The organism is Tenericutes bacterium MZ-XQ (assembly GCA_002838205.1).
Lineage (GTDB): Bacteria > Bacillota_I > Bacilli_A > Acholeplasmatales > Acholeplasmataceae > Mariniplasma.
The window spans coordinates 825,888-844,831 of record CP017950.1; the positions used below are offsets into that span (position 1 = coordinate 825,888).

18 protein-coding genes are annotated in these 18,944 nt (G+C 32.3%); 2 read left to right on the forward strand and 16 right to left on the reverse strand.

Annotated elements, in window-relative coordinates; translation table 11 throughout:
- The 5 genes from BK011_04100 to BK011_04120 form a co-directional block, all read right to left on the reverse strand.
- The gene (locus BK011_04100; protein AUD64895.1) at positions 1-1,695 is read right to left on the reverse strand and encodes a hypothetical protein; all 1,695 of its coding nucleotides are present in this window, start codon (positions 1,693-1,695) and stop codon (positions 1-3) included.
- Positions 1,696-1,793: 98 nt separating this feature from the next.
- The gene (locus BK011_04105) at positions 1,794-2,129 is read right to left on the reverse strand and encodes a hypothetical protein (GenBank protein AUD64896.1); all 336 of its coding nucleotides are present in this window, start codon (positions 2,127-2,129) and stop codon (positions 1,794-1,796) included.
- On the reverse strand, positions 2,122-3,567 hold the full coding sequence (locus tag BK011_04110) for a tRNA (N6-isopentenyl adenosine(37)-C2)-methylthiotransferase MiaB (protein ID AUD64897.1): 1,446 nt from the start codon (positions 3,565-3,567) through the stop codon (positions 2,122-2,124). The genes BK011_04105 and BK011_04110 overlap by 8 nt, the downstream gene beginning before the upstream one ends.
- Positions 3,568-3,608: 41 nt before the next feature.
- Positions 3,609-4,370, reverse strand: coding sequence for a metallophosphoesterase (locus tag BK011_04115; GenBank protein AUD64898.1), 762 nt, complete (start codon positions 4,368-4,370; stop codon positions 3,609-3,611).
- 41 nt (positions 4,371-4,411) lie between these two features.
- On the reverse strand, positions 4,412-5,992 hold the full coding sequence (locus BK011_04120; protein ID AUD64899.1) for a ribonuclease Y: 1,581 nt from the start codon (positions 5,990-5,992) through the stop codon (positions 4,412-4,414).
- Between the two features lie 203 nt (positions 5,993-6,195).
- Here BK011_04120 and BK011_04125 point away from each other — a divergent pair, with 203 nt between their 5' ends.
- Positions 6,196-6,816, forward strand: coding sequence for a hypothetical protein (locus BK011_04125; protein ID AUD64900.1), 621 nt, complete (start codon positions 6,196-6,198; stop codon positions 6,814-6,816).
- A 43-nt stretch (positions 6,817-6,859) separates the two neighbouring features.
- On the opposite strand, the gene lolD is transcribed toward BK011_04125, so the two are convergent.
- The 7 genes from lolD to BK011_04160 form a co-directional block, all read right to left on the reverse strand.
- Entirely contained in the window at positions 6,860-7,570 is a 711-nt protein-coding gene (lolD, locus tag BK011_04130; protein ID AUD64901.1) for a lipoprotein ABC transporter ATP-binding protein LolD, read from the reverse strand.
- Positions 7,563-8,789, reverse strand: coding sequence for a hypothetical protein (locus tag BK011_04135; GenBank protein ID AUD64902.1), 1,227 nt, complete (start codon positions 8,787-8,789; stop codon positions 7,563-7,565). The genes lolD and BK011_04135 overlap by 8 nt, the downstream gene beginning before the upstream one ends.
- Complete coding sequence (locus BK011_04140; GenBank protein ID AUD64903.1) at positions 8,786-9,436, reverse strand: hypothetical protein; 651 nt, start codon at positions 9,434-9,436, stop codon at positions 8,786-8,788. Before BK011_04140 ends, BK011_04135 begins: the two co-directional genes overlap by 4 nt.
- A 93-nt stretch (positions 9,437-9,529) precedes the next feature.
- Positions 9,530-10,048, reverse strand: coding sequence for a hypothetical protein (locus tag BK011_04145; protein AUD64904.1), 519 nt, complete (start codon positions 10,046-10,048; stop codon positions 9,530-9,532).
- A complete protein-coding gene (locus tag BK011_04150; GenBank protein AUD64905.1) occupies positions 10,045-12,534 on the reverse strand; it encodes a hypothetical protein in 2,490 nt (829 codons plus the stop codon). The genes BK011_04145 and BK011_04150 overlap by 4 nt, the downstream gene beginning before the upstream one ends.
- Before the next feature lie 137 nt (positions 12,535-12,671).
- Positions 12,672-13,667 (reverse strand): recombinase RecA, encoded by a 996-nt coding sequence (locus BK011_04155; GenBank protein ID AUD64906.1) that lies wholly within the window; start codon positions 13,665-13,667, stop codon positions 12,672-12,674.
- Between the two features lie 44 nt (positions 13,668-13,711).
- Positions 13,712-14,281: a CDP-diacylglycerol--glycerol-3-phosphate 3-phosphatidyltransferase gene (locus BK011_04160; GenBank protein AUD64907.1), complete on the reverse strand. Its 570-nt coding sequence runs from the start codon at positions 14,279-14,281 to the stop codon at positions 13,712-13,714.
- A 116-nt stretch (positions 14,282-14,397) separates the two neighbouring features.
- Between BK011_04160 and BK011_04165 the strand changes: the two genes are divergently transcribed.
- On the forward strand, positions 14,398-14,658 hold the full coding sequence (locus BK011_04165; GenBank protein ID AUD64908.1) for a 30S ribosomal protein S20: 261 nt from the start codon (positions 14,398-14,400) through the stop codon (positions 14,656-14,658).
- 32 nt (positions 14,659-14,690) lie between these two features.
- On the opposite strand, the gene BK011_04170 is transcribed toward BK011_04165, so the two are convergent.
- Genes BK011_04170 through BK011_04185 form a run of 4 tightly spaced genes read right to left on the reverse strand, consistent with a single transcriptional unit; the run spans position 14,691 to position 18,893 of the window.
- On the reverse strand, positions 14,691-15,344 hold the full coding sequence (locus BK011_04170; GenBank protein ID AUD64909.1) for a hypothetical protein: 654 nt from the start codon (positions 15,342-15,344) through the stop codon (positions 14,691-14,693).
- A gap of 2 nt (positions 15,345-15,346) precedes the next feature.
- Entirely contained in the window at positions 15,347-16,294 is a 948-nt protein-coding gene (locus tag BK011_04175) for a DNA polymerase III subunit delta (protein ID AUD64910.1), read from the reverse strand.
- 45 nt (positions 16,295-16,339) lie between these two features.
- Complete coding sequence (locus BK011_04180) at positions 16,340-18,421, reverse strand: hypothetical protein (protein AUD64911.1); 2,082 nt, start codon at positions 18,419-18,421, stop codon at positions 16,340-16,342.
- Complete coding sequence (locus BK011_04185) at positions 18,390-18,893, reverse strand: hypothetical protein (GenBank protein AUD64912.1); 504 nt, start codon at positions 18,891-18,893, stop codon at positions 18,390-18,392. The genes BK011_04180 and BK011_04185 overlap by 32 nt, the downstream gene beginning before the upstream one ends.
- Positions 18,894-18,944 lie beyond the last annotated feature (51 nt).

The following is an 18,944-nucleotide window of genomic DNA, read 5'->3' on the forward strand; positions in this document are numbered from 1 at the left end:
TTACATGCCTATTGAGGCAAATAAATGGTGAATAAAATCAATTAATCCTCTACCGCCAATATAGACTAAGTTGTTTAAAGCGGCTTTTATTCCATCTAGGAATGTAAGTGTTGTTACATAATATGTTAGTAATCCAAATAGCAATAATAAAATCAGTGCAATCGGAACAACGATAATGATGATTTTGAATAAAATCTTACCTATTCTCTTAAATAATTTGCCAAAGAATCTAACTTCTGCCGGAAGTTTTTCATCATCATTTTGATCAACACCTATCGTTGAATTTTCTTTTTGTTTCTCAATGAATGCTTCTCTTTCAGCAGCTTCCTCTTTTTTCTGAAGTTTTTTATATAGTTTTTTGTCACCATAAAATTCAGCTGAATTTAAAATTAGTGCTTCTTGTTGTGATACTTCCATCGTTTGAGCATCTTCAAGGGTTTCTATTTCAATCTCATCTTGAACAACATTTTCTGGTTGAATGATTGGTTCTTTTTCAGTGACTTCTTTAACTACTTCAACCTTTTTCTCTTCGCGATTCTTTTCAATAGCTTCTCTTAATAGTTTAATTTCCTTAACAAGCTCATCTAAATTGATGGACTGTCCGACATATTGAATTTGAGGTTTTTCATTAGTTTCAACCTTAGTTTCCACTTTTTCAACCTCTTGTTCAATAACCGGTTCTTCAACTACGATATCTTCTGCTTCTTCTTTAACTTCGACTACCAATTCTTCTTTAACTTCTTCAACTGTTTCAACAACAACAGCTTTAGGTTCTTCTTCAACTGCTTCTATTTTAGCAGGTTCTTCTTTAACTACATCTTCAGAGACATCATGAACCTCTTTATCATATTCTTCAATCGATTGAGGAACAAAGTAAGTTTCCTTAGTTTCTTCAGCATGTTTTAAAACATATTCAATGATTTCTTCTTTTTTAAGTTCTGTTGAAGCTTTAATATCATGATCGACTGCATAACGTTGCATCACAATCACTGACATACCTTTGATTTTACGCTCTAACTCTTCAGTATATTTTCCCTCATCTTTGAGTTCATTAATAATGATTTCTGCAAGTTCATTTTTCTTCAGTCTTCTAGGTACATTAACACCATATTTTGTCCCTAAATCGCGAATTTCGCCAAGTGTAGAACTCTTATAAAGTACTGGTCTTAATTTTTGTGGTGCTAAACCATCTATTCTACCAAAGCTATCATAAAAAATATCTTTTAATCCACGATTATATGTTTTTAAGTTAGGTAAAACAAGTCCATGCTTCTTAACTTGTTGAACGCTTAAATCATATAAACGTTTCATGTCTTCAGCTGGTACATGTTTTTCAACCATATAGCCTAAAAGATCTGTCCAAAAATCTTCTAAATAATTTCTAAAAATTCTTTCATCATCAAAGAAAACAAGTAAGTTCTCAAGCTGTGTTTCACAAAATTCAGTAAACCAAGAAAGTCTATAATTGATTTCATCAGCCATAGTTAATCTTGACTTTCTAGTTTCTACAACTTTCTCTCTTAAATTTTCTTTTAAGACATACATGCGCAGTTCTCTAGGAATAGTTAGTCCAAGATCCATAAAATAATTCTTGATATCAGTTTCAGGTAAATAAATAATTGTCTTTAATAGATCTTCGACTTTATACTCCTTATTTCCAACCTTAATATTGCTATCTCTTGTCAATCTTGGCATAAGCTACCTCCATATGAACTCTTTACTTAATCATACAATTTTTTTGATAATTTATCAAGTTATTGGTATCAAAATGACCCTAAATTGAGGATTTAGGGTCATTTGCTGTTTAATTCGTTATTAATCCCATCTTCTATGATTTCAGCAATTGCTTGTATCATTTCGTTGATATCGCCTTGCAAAGCGAGATAATCGGACATAAGGGGATATGCTTCAATCTCATCTAAGAGGTCATCATATAGCTTTTGAAAATGTTCAGCAGATTTTTCTTTTTGAATCTCTTTTGCATTAACTAATTGCTTCTGAACAGTCTTTAATTGATTGATTTTTAGTTTCAAATCTTGGTTATCATTAATCACTTTTTCAATGGCTTTATATCTTTTAATTTCTTCACTATTTTTAATCATTTCAATGATTTTTTGTTTTTCAGTCAACGAGCTCACCCATTAGAAACCAAGTTTTTGCAACCGTAATTTTGACATGAACAATACGTCCAATTAAAGATTTATCGCCTTTAAAATTGACTAGTTTTTGATGTTCAGAATATCCTGCTAGAACTTCGTCATCGTGTTTTGATACACCGTCAACCAATACTTTTACTGTTTCACCTAAAAATCTTTGAGATCCTCTTAAATATCCATCGTTGATTTTTTCATTTAATCTATATAATCTTTGTTTTTTCTCTTCTTCAGGAGTTTCATCCTCGAACTTAGCTGCTGGTGTCCCTTCTCTTTTTGAGAAAACAAAAGTGAACGCTCCTTCAAAATCTGCTTTTTCAACCAAATCTAAAGTTTCTAAGAAATCCTCTTCAGTTTCACCCGGAAAGCCAACAATGATATCTGTAGTTACTGATATGCCTGGTACGGTTTCTTTAAGTTCTTTTAATTTTTCTAAATAAGATTCTTTAGTGTAATGTCTATTCATCTTTTTTAATACTGGATTAGATCCAGATTGCACAGGCAAATGGAAAAATGGCATGACATGTTCACAATCTCTCATCGCTTCCATAGTTTTTCTATCTAAATCATGTGGATGTGAGGTAGTAAATCTAATACGATTGATTCCTGTATCATTAAGATCTCTTAATAAGTCTCCAAACGTATAGTCGTCTTCTTTTCGGTCTTTTCCATATGCATTCACATTTTGTCCAAGTAATGTAACTTCTTGATAACCTTGTTTGACTAGTTCTTTGACTTCCTCAATGATCTCTTCTTTTGATCTTGATCTTTCCTTACCTCTTGTGTAAGGAACAATACAATATGTACAAAACTCATCACAGCCAAACATGATATTTACCCAAGCTTTGAACTGATGATTTCTTGTTTTCGGAAGATTTTCGACTATTTCTCCTTCTTTGGAATAAACTTCAATCACACGTTCCTTTGCAAACATAGCAGTCTGAATATAGTCTGGAAGTTTATGAATATTATGTGTGCCAAAAACAATATCTACGTGTTGATACTTCTTTAACACACGGTCAACGACATTTTCTTCTTGAGCCATACATCCTGCCAGACCCAAAATAAGGTTTGGATTTTGTCTTTTATATGCTTTTAGTCTCCCCAGTTCACCCCAAATACGATTTTCAGCGTTTTCTCTAATTGCACATGTATTAATCAAAATAATATCTGCATCTTTCTCATCATTGGTGTTTTTAAAACCCATAAGTTCTAAAATACCTGCCATGGTTTCGCTATCAGCTTCATTACCTTGACATCCATAAGTATGAATTAAATAGGTCTTATTATGACCTATTGATTTATATGTATCGTTTAAGTCAAATTGCACTTCTTCAATTGTCTTTTTTGTTCTTTTTCTAGCCTTATTTAAATCAGGCGTAAAGTATTTCTCTATATCTATTTTTTTGCTCATATCATCACCCGTTTCTATTATACATGAAAAAACAGTATAAATTATACTGTTTCGCTTTCTATGTGGATTCTATCTATAGTCTGTTTTTGAAGATCGATCAAGACAGCATTTAACTGTTTAGGACCATCAGCTACGCGATTAGGCGTTGAAAATCCATTTAAAAACCTGTTAATCACAATCGTTTGGTCAACTCCAATGATCCCGTCTAAAGGACCAGTCATGCCTACATCAGTGATGTATAAAGTCCCTTTTGGTAATTTTCGATTATCCGCAGTTGGCACATGTGTGTGCGTGCCTACAATAACATCAACCAATCCATCTAAGTAATGCCCTAGCGCAACTTTTTCTGATGTCGCTTCAGCATGAAAATCGACAAAGGAAACATCAGGTTTTTCTTTTTCTATAATTGCTTTAATACCAGTGAAAGGATCTTCTAAGTTCGCATTCATAAATGTTCTTCCTAAAGCATTGATAATGCATATGCGTTGATGATTGTAATTAATCATTTTATAGCCGTCACCTGGAGCTTCACGGTAATTAAAAGGTCTAATGATGTTTGCATCATCAATAAACTCAAATAGTTCTTTATTTCCCCAGGTCCAATTACCCATGGTAATCATAGAAACACCTAAAGACATAAGTTTTTTGTAAATTGCTTTATTAATGCCTCTGCCCTGTGCAGCATTTTCAGCATTGACAATAACCAAATTGGGTTTATATGTTTGTTTCAATTCTGGAAGATATTTTTCAATCATATCAACACCTGGATCACCATATAAATCTCCGATAAACAAAATCTTCATTTCTTACCCTTCTTTACTAAGAAAAAGAGGCATAAAGCCTCTTATTTCGCAACATCAGTAGCTCTAGTTTCTCTAATCACTGTAACTTTTATTGTTCCAGGATATGTCATCTTCTCTTCAATTTGCTCTTTAATTTCACGAGCAACTTTGAACGTTGATAGATCATCGACTTCTTCAGCCTTAACTAAAACTCTTACTTCTCGTCCTGCTTGAATTGCATAAGACTTTTCAACACCTGGAATTTCATTTGAAATGGCTTCTAATTGTTCCAAACGTTTAATATAGTTTTCCATTGATTCGCTTCTAGCACCTGGTCTAGCAGCGCTCAGTGCATCTGCAGCAGCTACCAATACAGCAATGATACTCTCTGCTTCTTTATCACCATGGTGAGAAGCGATTGCGTCAATGACTTCTTTTGGTTCTTTATATCTACTTACAAGTTTTACACCAATTTCAACGTGTCCGCCTTCAACTTCATGGTCAACGGCCTTACCGATATCATGAAGTAATCCAGCACGTCTTGCTAAATTCTCATCTTCACCAATTTCAGCAGCTAATTTACCTGCTAAAAATGCTGTTTCAATTGAATGCTTTAATACATTTTGACCATAACTTGTTCTAAAACTTAAACGGCCCAATAATTTAATTAAATCTGGGTGTATTTTACCTACACCTACGGTAAACACTGCATCTTCTCCAGCTTCACGAATGAACATGTCAACTTCAACTCTCGCCTTTTCGACAACTTCTTCGATTCTACCTGGATGTATACGTCCATCAGATACTAGCGTGCTGAGTGCACGTTTGGCAATTTCTCTACGGACTGGATCAAATCCACTTAATACGACTGCTTCTGGTGTATCGTCAATAATTAAATCAACACCTGTTAAGGCTTCTATTGTACGAATATTACGGCCTTCACGACCAATAATTCTACCTTTCATTTCATCATTAGGTAGATCAACAACAGATACAGTACGTTCAGTAGTTGTTTCACTTGCATATTTTTGCATTGCTAGTGCTAACAATTGTTTTGAACGATTGTGGACTTCATTTTTGGCTTTTTCTTCTTCTTCTTTGATAAATGTTGCAATTTCATCAGAGATACTTAATCTGACTCTTTCCATGATAATCTCTCTTGCTTGTTCTGTATTTAAACCAGAGATCTCCATGAGTTTTTCTTCTTGTTCTTTTAATGTCTCTTCCACTTTGCTATTTAATTGTTCAAGTTGTTCTTTTCTTTCATCAAGTTTTTCTTCGCGTGCAGCTAAAGATTGCTCTCTTCTGTCTAAATGAATTGCACGGTTATTCAAGTTTTCTTCACGTTGTGTAACTTTGTTTTCTAAGTTAACAACAACTTGACGACGCTCGCGCATGTCATTTTCGAAATCTTTTCTTAACGCAAAAATTTCTTGTTTTGCTTCTAAAACACTTTCTCGTTTCGCTTTTTCAGCTTCTTTTTTTCCATCTTCAACAATTTTTTCAGCCATGGCTCTAGTTTCTTTGATACTCTTTTCGTGATGCCAAACACGAATGAAATATCCAACGACTATGCCTACGATTATGGCTAGCAAAATGGAGATGACTGTCTCTACTACTGTGAGTGCTATGGGAAATAGCATTCTAACACCTCCATTTATTTTTTATTAGATTGATAAATATTTAAACAATTATTGATTAATTGTTAGATTCACAATACTATCTTATTATAACTTATTTTTTATACTGAAGTCAATGTAATAACCACGAAGATTTTCATGAACCTTTTAATTTTGATTTTTTTGTGTATAATAGAAAATGTACATACAAAAAGGGGTTATAGCTTATGAACAAAAAAAAGAATACGAAATTAAATTTAATATTGAAATGGATTCATAATCATAGAATAAAAGTTGGGGTTTGGTTATTCTTAGTGATCTTACCAATTTCTTTGATAATTACAGCTTATGTAGGCAGTTACACTTCAAATAAATCAGTTTATTTTGAACAAGAAATAACTGAAGAATCAGAAAAAATTAGAAATTTTGTTTCGGCAGATGAACTTAAAGCAATCACTTTAGATATTGAGTGGGATGCCCTTAAAAAGCCTGTTGAAAACAATGATGGCATATTGGTTCAAGGTTATTACCGTTTTGATGTCAGATATTTTGCTAATGGAAATTTTGATATAGTTAATGTGAAAATTACACCTGTCTTAAAAACTGATTGGAAAAATCTTAGTTCCGTTGGTGTAGAAAGACCAATTTCTACAAATTTTACAACATTTGCTATCGATTTTAATTATGATCTTCCGATTACACCATTATTATTTGTTAAAGTCGAAGAGCCTAATCTTTATTTAAAAGTTGAATACACTTATACAAGTGCAGGTCAAGATGTGACTGAAGTAGAATATGTGAAATTTCCGTTGGAAGATTTAAATCCTGACATTGTTATTCCAAATTAAAAAAAGCACCGAAGTGCTTTCGATAAGAGACTAAGTTTATTGCTTAGTCTTTTTTTTGTTTATTTTTATGGATATCCAAATGGATACGTCCATCTTTAATTTCGATAATCCGGTCTGCCTTTTCTGCAATATGTCTATCGTGTGTAATCACAATAAACGTCGTTTTATAGGTTTGATTAATCTTCCTTAAGAGCTCATAAACTTGATCTGTAGTATCACTATCAAGATTACCTGTCGGTTCATCAGCAAGAATAATTTTAGGATTATTGATTAAAGATCTTGCGATTGCAACTCTTTGCTGTTGACCTCCTGATAAATTTAAGGCTAGATTGTTTTTTCTATCAGTTAATCCAACGATATCAAGTAATTCATTTGCTCGATCAATGATTTCTTGCGTGATTGGTTTTTTTGTAATCTTGTATGGTAACAATACATTTTCTAGTGCCGTAAATTCAGGTAATAAATAATGAAATTGAAAAATAAAACCGATAGACTCATTTCGTAATTGAGCAATTTCATCTTTCTTCATTTTTTGCGTATTAATACCATTCATATAGACTTCTCCTGAAGTTGCTTTATCTAGAGTTCCAAGAATGTTTAATAAAGTTGATTTACCGCTCCCCGATTGTCCTATAATTGAGTTAAATGTTGAAGCTTCAAACGATAAACTCAAATCGAATAAAACTTGTGTCGGGTTCGGTGTATTTTCACCATAAATTTTATTGATTTGTTTAAGTTCTACGATATTATGCATTTCTAATCACCTCAATCACTGTCATTTTAGAAGATCTTCTTGCAGGTAATAAAGCCGATAAAATAGATGCAAACAATGCAACGAAAGCTGATAATGCAATAAATCCAGGATCAATATTGAGTGGAACGACAGGTTCACCTGTTGTTTGATCGATTGCGAATGTAACAAACATAACTGATAGACCAACACCTAAAATAACACCTACAATTGCACCAAATATGCCCAATATTGCTCCTTCAGATAAGAACACAAATGAGGCATCTTTATCTTTTAATCCCATTGCTTTTAAAATACCGATTTGCTTTGATTTTTGTAAAACAGTGATTGCTAAGGTTGATGAAATCCCCAACACAACAGCAACAATTACAAATACTTGAATCATAAGTGATGAAATTGATTGTCCTTCTAACCCTGATAATAAAGATGCTTGTTCATCCATCCAATTGGTTATTTCATATGTATCTCCAAGTTCATTTTCTATTTGTGTTGCAAGTTCCTTCGCTAAAAACGGATCAGAAACTTGCATCTCTATTGAAGAAATATAATAATCATCAATGCCATAAATAGATCTTGCAGCTTCAATCGTTCCAATACCCCAAGCGTTATTTAAGGCTTTAACACCTAAATCAAAGAATCCAACAACTTTAAAATTAATGAGTTCATTACTTCCTTGTCTTCTTACCTCTACAGTAATCGGGTTGGTTTCATTGAAAAGCTCAATATCGTTTTCTTGATATTCAGTATAAAAATCAATACCTAAGATCATTTCATCAGCTTGTTTTGGCATGCGGCCATAAACAAGTTTCTCATCCGTCTCTAACTTATAGATACCTTCTGCCTGTTCTAAATCAAACCCTCTAAAAACAACTTGTTTTTCGATGCCATCTTTTTCAACAAAACCAATGACATCAAGTGTCTCAGTGACATAAATCAAGTCTTCAGAAAGATTACTGATTGATGAAGAAATGCTATCATCAGTTATCACAGGCAATGATATTTCTCCAGGATTTAGATCAATTGTACGATCGATATCGGATGAAACTGTTATTTGTGTGGTTGATCCGACTGCCGTATCAATCAAATCGACTTGAAGTCCTGAAATCAACGAACCAATAAATACTTGCACAGATACACCCACAGCAATCCCTAAGACAATCACAATGGTTTGTTTCTTTGCAGACATCAAAAAGCGCCAAGCAATACTAAACGCTAACTTCATACGCTCACCTCATCTGCAAACTGCTTGATTGCATCAAAATCAGATAATAAGTAATCGTATTTTACACTACTTAATGCTGCTTGATCATTAAATGCTTGTCCACCTAAAATGATTTTTATTTCTGGGAAGAATTTTTTGATTTCATCGCATATTTGTTGTGTCACGACAATATTATAAGGATTCGTCACACTAAGTGCAATATAATCTGGATGATAAGCTCTAAGCGCTGATATGATATCTTGCTTAGGTGTATTCGCACCTATATAAGTAGCATCAAATCCTTGTAATACCATCAAATGACTAACCATAATAGCACCAATTTCATGATATTCAAAAGCTGGTGTTAAAACGACTACTTTCTTTCCAATAGGTTTGATTTTTTCGAGTCTTTTGACAATATATGGATAAACAGCTTCAATGATGGTTCTAATAATTGAAGTTCTCGTATGCTCTTTCCATATGCAAATATCTTCATCATTGACATCACACTCGAAAAAAATGAGCGAAGGCGCTAAAATATGTTTATATAAATCTTCGATGCTTAACTTTTCTTCTTCTAGTAAGCTTAAGGCAAACAAGACACTTTGTTTCTTATCTTCTTTTTTTAAGTATGTTAAAAAATGATCATAAATGTTCTCGTGATTCATATACATTACCCCATTTCTACGTTTAACTACATATATTATATCAAATTATTATTTTTCTAATAAGAGTTTGCTTAAAAAAAGTAAAGCTAAGCTTTACCTTTCAATAACATTAACAAATCTATATAAAACAAGTTCCTGCCCGTTGATATCTTTAACAGTATAAGTAATGACATATTCACCAGGGGTATTGATATCCACAAATCCCGTTACTTCTACATCTATGTCTTCATCACTAAAGACACCTTGATCAATCCAAGTTTCCCCTTGATAAATAGTATCTAATCCAGGATTTAGTGTGACAATCGGCAACATTTCATCAACGACAGTTACTTTTCTCGTCAAGGTTTTCTTAAAGTCAAGATAAGTTACATAATAGACAATTTCATATTCACCTATTTTTGATGTGTCTACATTATTTGATAAAACTTCAACATCAAGTGTTCTAAAACCATAAGTAGCTTTTGCACCTTCATCCACATGTTCTGTATAAAGTTCAATTGTATCTATGCCTGGATTTAAATTAAATTTAAGTCGATCAATCGATGGTTCAGCACAAGCTACTAAGCTCAATGATAATACCATTATAATCATGAAAAATATTGTTTTTCTCATAAAACCCACTCCTTTTTTTGAGGAATGATGTAAAGCGTTTCTGGTGATTCATAAACTGGAGCTTCTAAAACATAGACGTATTTTGATTTCGTATAAACTTTTTGCTGATAAGTCACTGAATACGTAATGACATAAGTACCTATAGTTGTTGTATCAACAACTCCATTTGATTGAACAGATCCAACATTTGAAATCGCACCTTGATCAACATATGGTTCCCCAACAAAAATAGTTGTCACATCAGGATTTAATGTAATCATAACTTGTGGTTCAACGACATTTACATATCTATCAATAGTATCGATGATTTCTCCATCATAATAAATAACATATGAGATGATATATCTTCCGGCTGTTTGCGTATCTACACTTCCTGTGACTTCATATGATAACAAACTATCAAGTACACTAATTCCAGCATCTGTCCATGTCTCATAAAGATTTACTGTATCTAGTCCTGATCGTAATCTTATCGAACGATTGTCATAAGTAACTTCATATTCTGGATAAATTGATAAATCAGATGACACATCTAATCCATCATCACTCCATCCAATAAACTCAAACTCAAGAGAAGGTGTAGATGGTTTTTTTGGACCTTCTGGAATGATTGCATCATGTCCTTCACTCACATATTGGATGATATAAACTGTTGTTTGATCACTATCATAATAGGTCACAACAAACCTACCATCATCAAAACGCGCATATAAATTAAGATCAGATGTTGGAACCTCATCTTGATATAAAGTAATAAATGTAGGCTCTAAATACCAACCTATAAACTCACTGTCTCCACTTGGAATATATAATGCTAATGAAGTACCGATTTCAACAAACCGAGTTTGATCAAGCACGTCATCAATATAAAAGTTGATGATATAATCTGTTTTAACAAATTTAGCATATAAGGTAAAACTACTGGTTACAGGTTCACTTACATATTTAATCGTGAAATTTTGATCCAAATACCAGCCTTCTAATGCAAATCCATCTTTTTCTGAGGATGGCAAAATAAAGGTTTGGTTATAAGTTGTAATAATATCATCAACTGGTGTACCATCTGTAACAAATGAAATAGTATACTGGATTGCAATAAACTTAGCATATAAAGTCGTATCCACACTCAATGTATCTACACCAATAATAAATGGCAGTGTAAATGCTTCATCCAAATACCAACCATCAAATATATATCCATCAATTTGTGGAGCTGTAATCGTGAATGGTTGATTTTTTTCTACTTCAATTGGTGCAATTGCTAGAGCATTGTAGGTTTCAAATGTAATAGTGATTGGATCTAACAACATTGCTTGATATGCATTAATCACACCCCATCCATAGTAATCATCTTTTCCAACACTTCCCTGGTCAAGTGTAGTCTGATAAATTCTATCGATGATTTGTTGATCAGTTAGCTCTGGTAAATATGATTGTAATAAAGCGATGACTCCTGTCACTTGAGGTGCTGAAAAAGATGTCCCAGATGCAGATACATAAGTATCTCCAATATGTGTCGTAACGATACCAGTTCCTGGAGCACTAATATCAACATCACTGTTAAAATTAGAATATGCTGCGATGTTTAAACTTGAATCTACAGCGCCCACAGATATGACATGGTTATATGATGCTGGATATAGCGTATCATTAGTCCCATCATTTCCACTTGAAGCAACAATAATCACACCTGCTGCATATGCATCATTTATCGCATTTTGAACCAAGTTATTATATCCTGATCCACCCAAACTCATATTGATAATGTCAGCTCCATGTTCAGTTGCATATCGGATTGCTTCTACTAATGAAGAATCTTTAAAAGAATCTGATTCATCTTGATCTGGAGTCGATGGATCATCAATTTCATTTGCTTTAATGACAAGTAAAATACTGTTTTGGACAATTCCGGCAATACCTTCACCGTTATCTTTGTTAGCTCCAATCACACCAGCGACATTAGTTCCATGGCCGTTTGTATCTTCAACAGCAGGAAGTCCTACTGTTTTAGTAACCGCGTTGTAAGAATTAGCTGATATACGATTCGTAAACTCGACGTGGTCAGTATCGATACCTGTATCAACGATTGCAATCACATATGTTGGATCGCCCAATTCCAAAGACCAAGCGTCATCTACTTCCATGATCGGTATTGCATATTGATCGGTATAAAATGGATCGGTGCCGTTATTATCAAAAATCGGATTTTTTGCTGTTTGATATGTTCCATTTATCTCAAATCCTATGTCAATGAGGTCATTAAGTTGTTTGTTTTGATTCGTCTGAAAAATCGCAAAACCATAATCATTAAACTCGAGGAGTTCCAACTCATATGTATTTGCTATCTTGTTAGCTTCACTGATAGAGCTTACTTCATACATTAATTCAATCGGTTCATCAACTTGTTCTTGTTGCATGAAGAAAAAAATAGAAATTGTTATCCATATGAATATGTATGAAATTTTTTTAAAAAATTCTATTTTCATATCATCATGCCTTCTTTTGTTTTGTATACTTATTATACATTTTAATGTATAACTTTATTGGTATTTTATACCTAAATCATTCATAATTAATGATTTTTGCTTAAAAAGAAAACACTATGTGAAATAGTGTTTCATGTTTAATAAGTAATATGATAATGCTCTAATACTTTTTTATACACATCATCATAAACATCTTTGTGATCTAACAAATATTGTTTTGCGTTTTCTCTACCTTGACCAATTTTATTGTTGTTATAAGCATACCAAGCACCACTCTTGTTGATGATATCTAGATCTGAAGCTAAATCAATCAATTCGCCCACTTTAGATATACCTTCACCATAAATGATATCAACACTAACAACTTTAAATGGTGGTGCAACCTTGTTTTTAACAACTTTAATATTTGCTTTATTACCAATGATATCCGAACCATTTTTCAAGGCTTCGCTACGTCTGATTTCTAGTCTTACAGATGAATAGAACTTAAGTGCTCTACCACCTGGAGTCGTTTCTGGATTACCAAACATGATCCCGACTTTTTCACGAATTTGGTTAATGAAAATTGCTGTAGTGTTTGTTTTTGAAATGGCACCTGATAATTTTCTCATTGCTTGACTCATCAGTCTTGCTTGGAGTCCTACATGAGAATCACCCATTTCCCCATTAATTTCTGCTTCCGGAACTAATGCAGCAACGCTATCAACAACAATCGTGTCGACAGAACCACTTCTGATTAAAGCTTCAGCAATCTCTAAAGCCTGTTCACCAGTATCTGGTTGGGATAATATCAAATTATCAACATCTACACCTAGTGCACGTGCATATTTAGGGTCAAGCGCATGTTCTGCATCAATAAATGCTACATATCCGCCTGCCTTTTGAACTTCTGCGATGGCATGAAGTGCTAACGTTGTTTTCCCTGAACTTTCTGGGCCATAAATTTCTATAATTCTTCCCTTAGGATAACCACCGATTCCAAGGGCAATATCTAAACCTAATGATCCCGATGGGTTTGCGGCAACATGACGATCTGCCTCGTCACCTAAACGCATCACTGAACCTTTACCATATTGTTTTTCAATTTGTTTCATTGCAGCCTCTAAGGCTTGTGCTCTTTTATCTTTATCCATTGTGCACCTCCATATTATTGTACATAGAATAATTGTTTTTTACTTTAAATGCTTTCAAATACTACCTTTTTGTTTTTTAACAAATAATCAACACCGCTAATGACTGTAAATAGAATTGCTATATAGAAAATAATATTTCCAATCCATGGCGTTAACCCAAAATCATTAAACAGCATTAAGACTAACGCAACCATTGTAGATGCTGTTTTGAACTTACCATAAGGTGATGCAGCAATCACTGATCCTTTATCCACTGCTAGCAATCTAATGCCCGTGACCATAAACTCTCTCATGATGATAATCATGACTGCCCATATAGGTACACGAACAGGGTCTAACACCATTAAATATAGAAGTGCCACTAAAACTAATACTTTATCTGCGATAGGATCTAAAAATTTACCGAAAGTTGTGATCTGATTAAATTTTCTTGCGATATAACCATCAAGTAAGTCTGTCAGTGATGCTATCACAAATAAAACTGCAAAAATAAACTGTGCGATACTTAAATTTAGAAATCCTATTTCCTTTTCTAACGCTTCGATATAAAGAAACGCAATCATCACAGGAATCATGATGACTCTTAAAATGGTTAATTTGTTAGCTGTTGTCATTGATATAGTTTCCTTTTTACTGAATATACCTCTATTTTAACATATTTATGTGTTTACTGTTGTTTTTTTAATTTGGTTTTGATATAATTAATTGTGCGTAATTAGGAGGTGAAATTGTGGCAAATATCAAACAACAAATTAAAAGAAATAAGACAAACGAAAAACGTCGTTTACGTAATCAATCATTTAAATCATCTGTGAAGTCAGCAATCAAAGCTGTTGAAGTTGCAGCTCATGATCATGATAAAGAAAAGGCGACTCAAGCATTATCTTTCGCTCATAAGAAATTAGACAAAGGTCAAGCTAAAGGTATCTATCATAAAAACTTTGTAGCTAGACATAAATCTCAATTAACTAAATTGGTGAATAGCCTTTAAAAAAAGTTGCATCGTAGGATGCTTCTTTTTTTTTATAGTCGTTCTATTTCTCTTTGACCACCATATTGAGCAACGTATTTAACATGCGGAAGTTTAATACCACTAACACCATATTTTTTGTTAAACCCAATGACGTTAACATATTTTCTTATATTAGGTAATTCTTCATTCATTTTAATTAACACATCAAAGGTTGCTCTAATATCATCGATTGCTCTATGTGTATTTTTTACGTTGGCACGATATACCTCAACCGCTCGGTCTAAGCGGTGAGGATATCTGTGTCTATCTTTGTATATTGCCATTACGTCTAGGATGTCATTTTTAATTTCATAATTTTTATCAAAATATCTTCTTAAAAAGAAATGTAAGAATGATATATCAAACTGAATATTATATGCAACAAGTAAAGGGTTACCTTCTAGCATTTGTAAAAACTTTTGACATGCAATTTCTTGTTCAATACCCTCTCTAAGTAACATTTCATCAGTAATATGTGTGATTTCGATTATTTTTGGAGACAACGGTTTATCTGCTAATAACAATTGATCAAATGCATCAATTTCAACATATGCACCGTCTTGTTTTTCCATAAGAACAGCACCAATTTCAATGATTTGCTCTTTTTCTGGATATAGTCCTGTTGTTTCAAAATCAAATAATAAAACTCTTTTGTGATCTAACATGTTCACGCTCCTAACAGATATAATTCAAGACCCAGTTTTTTATCAATCTTACCACTCTTGATATCATAATCAAGTTTACTTAATTTTTTCAAATGTGTCTCTAAAATATTGAAGTCAGCTTTTTGAGCGTTCTTGACTAAATAATACGCTCTACCACTTTTAATATTAAAGTGATCAGCAATCTCATCTTGGCGATAGCCTTTATCAATGAGTAATTTTGCATGAATGAGTTCTCTGACTTTATTGACGATGAAATTTAAGATACGTAGTGGATCTTCGTTTCTAGCAACTAAATCATAAAAGATTTCAATGGTCTTTGCTTGATCTTTAGCAAGCAGTGCATTGGTAAGTTCAAAAATATTTTCCTCTAGATTTCTACTCACAAGTAATATGACTTCTTTTTCGTGAATCTCTTTGCTATCATAAGAAAACAGCATCAACTTTTCAGCTTCTTGAGATAATAGGTTAAAATCAAAATTAGTTCGCTCTAATAAAGCGTTAACAGCATCTTCAGTAATTGAATAATTGAACTTCTTAAACATATTTTTAACAAAATCTGGATACTCTTCTTTTTTCATATCATCGATTTTTTCGATATATGCATGTTTCATTAAAAGTTCACTTGTCTGACTGTTTTTTGGTAATACTTCTAACTGTTCAACAATGACATAAACATCCGGATTTGGTTTTTCGAAGTATTGTACCCATTTTTTAAATACGTCATCTGTTTCTTTATCTAATAATTGAATGTTCTTAATTACAATGATTTTTTGTTCTGAAAAAAATGAAATTGTTTGCATATCTTCTAAGATATCTTCACTCTTACTTTCAAGTAAATCATAACGCATGATGTTAAATGGATCTACATTTAATTTTTTGATCTTTTCTTCAACACTATGATGTAATAAATATTCGTTCTGACTTTGAAAAACATATATTGCTTCAGCCATAATCATGCCTCCTTATACACTATTTCTATTATACTAAAAAACGCTCTAAATTGATAGATTAACCGACCATTTTTCTTTTCGCTTTTTTCCATCATAAATGATTGTTCCATGTTGGTCTGTGCGATAGATTGTAACGTCTTTGTTGATATATCTGACTAGTACATCTTCTGATGGAAAATTATACCTGTTTGGTGTTTTAAGGGAAATAACTGCAAAGTTTGGATTCACATGATCTAAAAAATCGATACTTGATGAGGTTAAAGACCCATGATGTGGTACTTTAATGACATCACTTCTAAGATTTTCTTTGTATGTATGTACTAAGTCACTTTCTGCTTCTTTTTCTATGTCACCTGTAAATAAAAAAACTTTGTAATCATATTCAAATTTCATGACAATCGAGTTATTATTGTTTACTTCATATGATTTTAATGGTCCTAAAATATTTAAAGAAAGACTACCGCACATGATTTTATCATGCGCTTTTACACGAATTGCTTTTTGATTAAAGTCTGGATAATTATTATCATATTCACTGATTAACACTTGATTAACATCAATGGTTTTCATAATATCTTTAGCTTCTCGTATATGATCTTCATCACTGTGTGTTAAGATAAGATAATCCAAACGAGATATCCCATGATGCTTTAAATAGGATAATGTTCCATAAAAACTATCAATTACCATGACGCATTCATCTGCTTGAACAATGGTAGTATCTCCTTGACCTACATCAAGAAACACAATACGTTCTTGATAACTATTTAGTTGGTAAACAAGTAGCAATATCATTACAACAGATCCATAAAAAAGTCTTTTAAACACATTAAGCTTATACCTACCAAAACAAATCCAAATCAATAAAGCATAATATATAAGTGTTAAGTATACATTTAGTTTAGGGATAAAAAAACTCATTTGGTGATGCGATAGCAGCGTAATTAGTTTTTCAAATATCTTTGTGATTTCTTGAAATATAATATAAAAATTTACGGATATAACTGATAAAATAGATAACGGATAAATAACATAGATCACTATCATTATAATGATGGGTAGACATAAAATCTGTAAGAGATGAATTTCAGAAAAAAATGGAACTAAAACTATAGTAATTAGAGTTGTTATGATGAGTGGTTTTATGTATAGTCCAAACGATTGATATAAAGGGTGTAAAAGTTCTATCGTAATAAGAATGATAAAGGTCATTAAAAATCCTTGATGAAATATGAAATGAATATTAAATAACAACATCAAATAAAACGCAATACAAATAAGATCTAAATGTTGGAAAGCCAATTTATACTTCTTATTCCATATTTTTAACAAGTAAATCATGACAACTCTTAATACAGCATAATGGAACTGATTCAGTATACATAAAAAGAGTATAAGCAAAATAATAACCATATGCTGATAATTCTCTCTAAAATTTAAATAGAACATCATTTTTTTTAGTAATAAAACTAAAACATAAATATGCATTCCCGATATGGTGAATAAATATATAATATTAAAATCTTCGTAAATTGATTTTATATGTTCGTCCTTAATATGCTCACCAAATAAGAATGCATTCAGATAACTTGATTCATATGCTTTAACACCCTGCATAAGATGATCTCTAAGTTGGTTGATATGAAATTTGTGTCCAACGATCAATATGTTTTCGTACTCAATTTCCCCATATATACCATGTCCTAAAAAATATGTTTTTGCGTCGAATCCATAGAGTGTGGTTTTTCCTTTATATAAGTTTAACTCACCATTAAGATATACTTCATCACCTATGTGATAGGTGTCTTGATATGTGTATAGATGAAATTTCTTTAAACCTTTTTTTACAGTTAATCTTTGATAAGCATCATAATCATCCATATCAACAACCATAAATATATCTTCTATATGTTCATCAATTGGTTGATTTATATGTACATAAGGCAAGTAGATACATAAGAAAAGAAAACAAAGAAAAAGGATATTGATTTGTTTTCTTAATATGTATACATATACTATTAAACCAAAAAATAACCACAGATGAAAAAGACATAAAATGGCTATAAATAGACCTATACCATACTTATAGAATGTGTCAAGTTGTAATGTATGGCTTAAGTTTTTCAAGCGTTGCTGCTCCTATATACTTAACATGAATCAACTCTTCGATAGATGCAAAGAGTCCATGGGCTTCTCGATAAATAATAATCGATGCAGCTTGTCTTTCTTGCATCCCTGGAATTTCTAGTAAAGTTTGGAAATTGGCTTCATTGATATTTATTCTTTCGTAGTTTGGTATCTCTTGCTCTTTACTTGGTATATATATGGTTGTGTTACTGTCATATCTTTTTTCGAGATTAAGTTGGTCTAAATCTGCATCATCTTTCACATAAGTGGATAACTGGATAATCTCTCTTAATGTTAAAGACTCAAAAAAGGTATAACTTCCTGGCTGATAAACTGCACCTTCTATAGTGATTGTATAAGTATACATATCTTCTTTCTCATGAGTAACAAACGTATAAGTTTCCGGTTTTGGAAAAAAGATAATCATCAACACTAATGTGATGATACAAACCATAATCATTATTTCTTTCATCATATCCCTCCATTAAATATTAGATATGAATGAATGATTTTACTTTTTAAA

Excerpts from the sequence above, each read along its gene's own strand:
- lolD (AUD64901.1), bottom strand. The coding sequence starts at position 7,570 with ATGCATAATATCGTAGAACTTAAACAAATCAATAAAATTTATGGTGAA.
- BK011_04155 (AUD64906.1), bottom strand. The coding sequence starts at position 13,667 with ATGGATAAAGATAAAAGAGCACAAGCCTTAGAGGCTGCAATGAAACAA.
- BK011_04135 (AUD64902.1), bottom strand. The coding sequence starts at position 8,789 with ATGAAGTTAGCGTTTAGTATTGCTTGGCGCTTTTTGATGTCTGCAAAG.
- BK011_04120 (AUD64899.1), bottom strand. The coding sequence starts at position 5,992 with ATGCTATTTCCCATAGCACTCACAGTAGTAGAGACAGTCATCTCCATT.
- BK011_04185 (AUD64912.1), bottom strand. The coding sequence starts at position 18,893 with ATGAAAGAAATAATGATTATGGTTTGTATCATCACATTAGTGTTGATG.
- BK011_04100 (AUD64895.1), bottom strand. The coding sequence starts at position 1,695 with ATGCCAAGATTGACAAGAGATAGCAATATTAAGGTTGGAAATAAGGAG.
- BK011_04150 (AUD64905.1), bottom strand. The coding sequence starts at position 12,534 with ATGAAAATAGAATTTTTTAAAAAAATTTCATACATATTCATATGGATA.
- BK011_04170 (AUD64909.1), bottom strand. The coding sequence starts at position 15,344 with ATGTTAGATCACAAAAGAGTTTTATTATTTGATTTTGAAACAACAGGA.
- BK011_04175 (AUD64910.1), bottom strand. The coding sequence starts at position 16,294 with ATGGCTGAAGCAATATATGTTTTTCAAAGTCAGAACGAATATTTATTA.
- BK011_04140 (AUD64903.1), bottom strand. The coding sequence starts at position 9,436 with ATGAATCACGAGAACATTTATGATCATTTTTTAACATACTTAAAAAAA.
- BK011_04125 (AUD64900.1), top strand. The coding sequence starts at position 6,196 with ATGAACAAAAAAAAGAATACGAAATTAAATTTAATATTGAAATGGATT.
- BK011_04160 (AUD64907.1), bottom strand. The coding sequence starts at position 14,281 with ATGACAACAGCTAACAAATTAACCATTTTAAGAGTCATCATGATTCCT.
- BK011_04115 (AUD64898.1), bottom strand. The coding sequence starts at position 4,370 with ATGAAGATTTTGTTTATCGGAGATTTATATGGTGATCCAGGTGTTGAT.
- BK011_04110 (AUD64897.1), bottom strand. The coding sequence starts at position 3,567 with ATGAGCAAAAAAATAGATATAGAGAAATACTTTACGCCTGATTTAAAT.
- BK011_04145 (AUD64904.1), bottom strand. The coding sequence starts at position 10,048 with ATGAGAAAAACAATATTTTTCATGATTATAATGGTATTATCATTGAGC.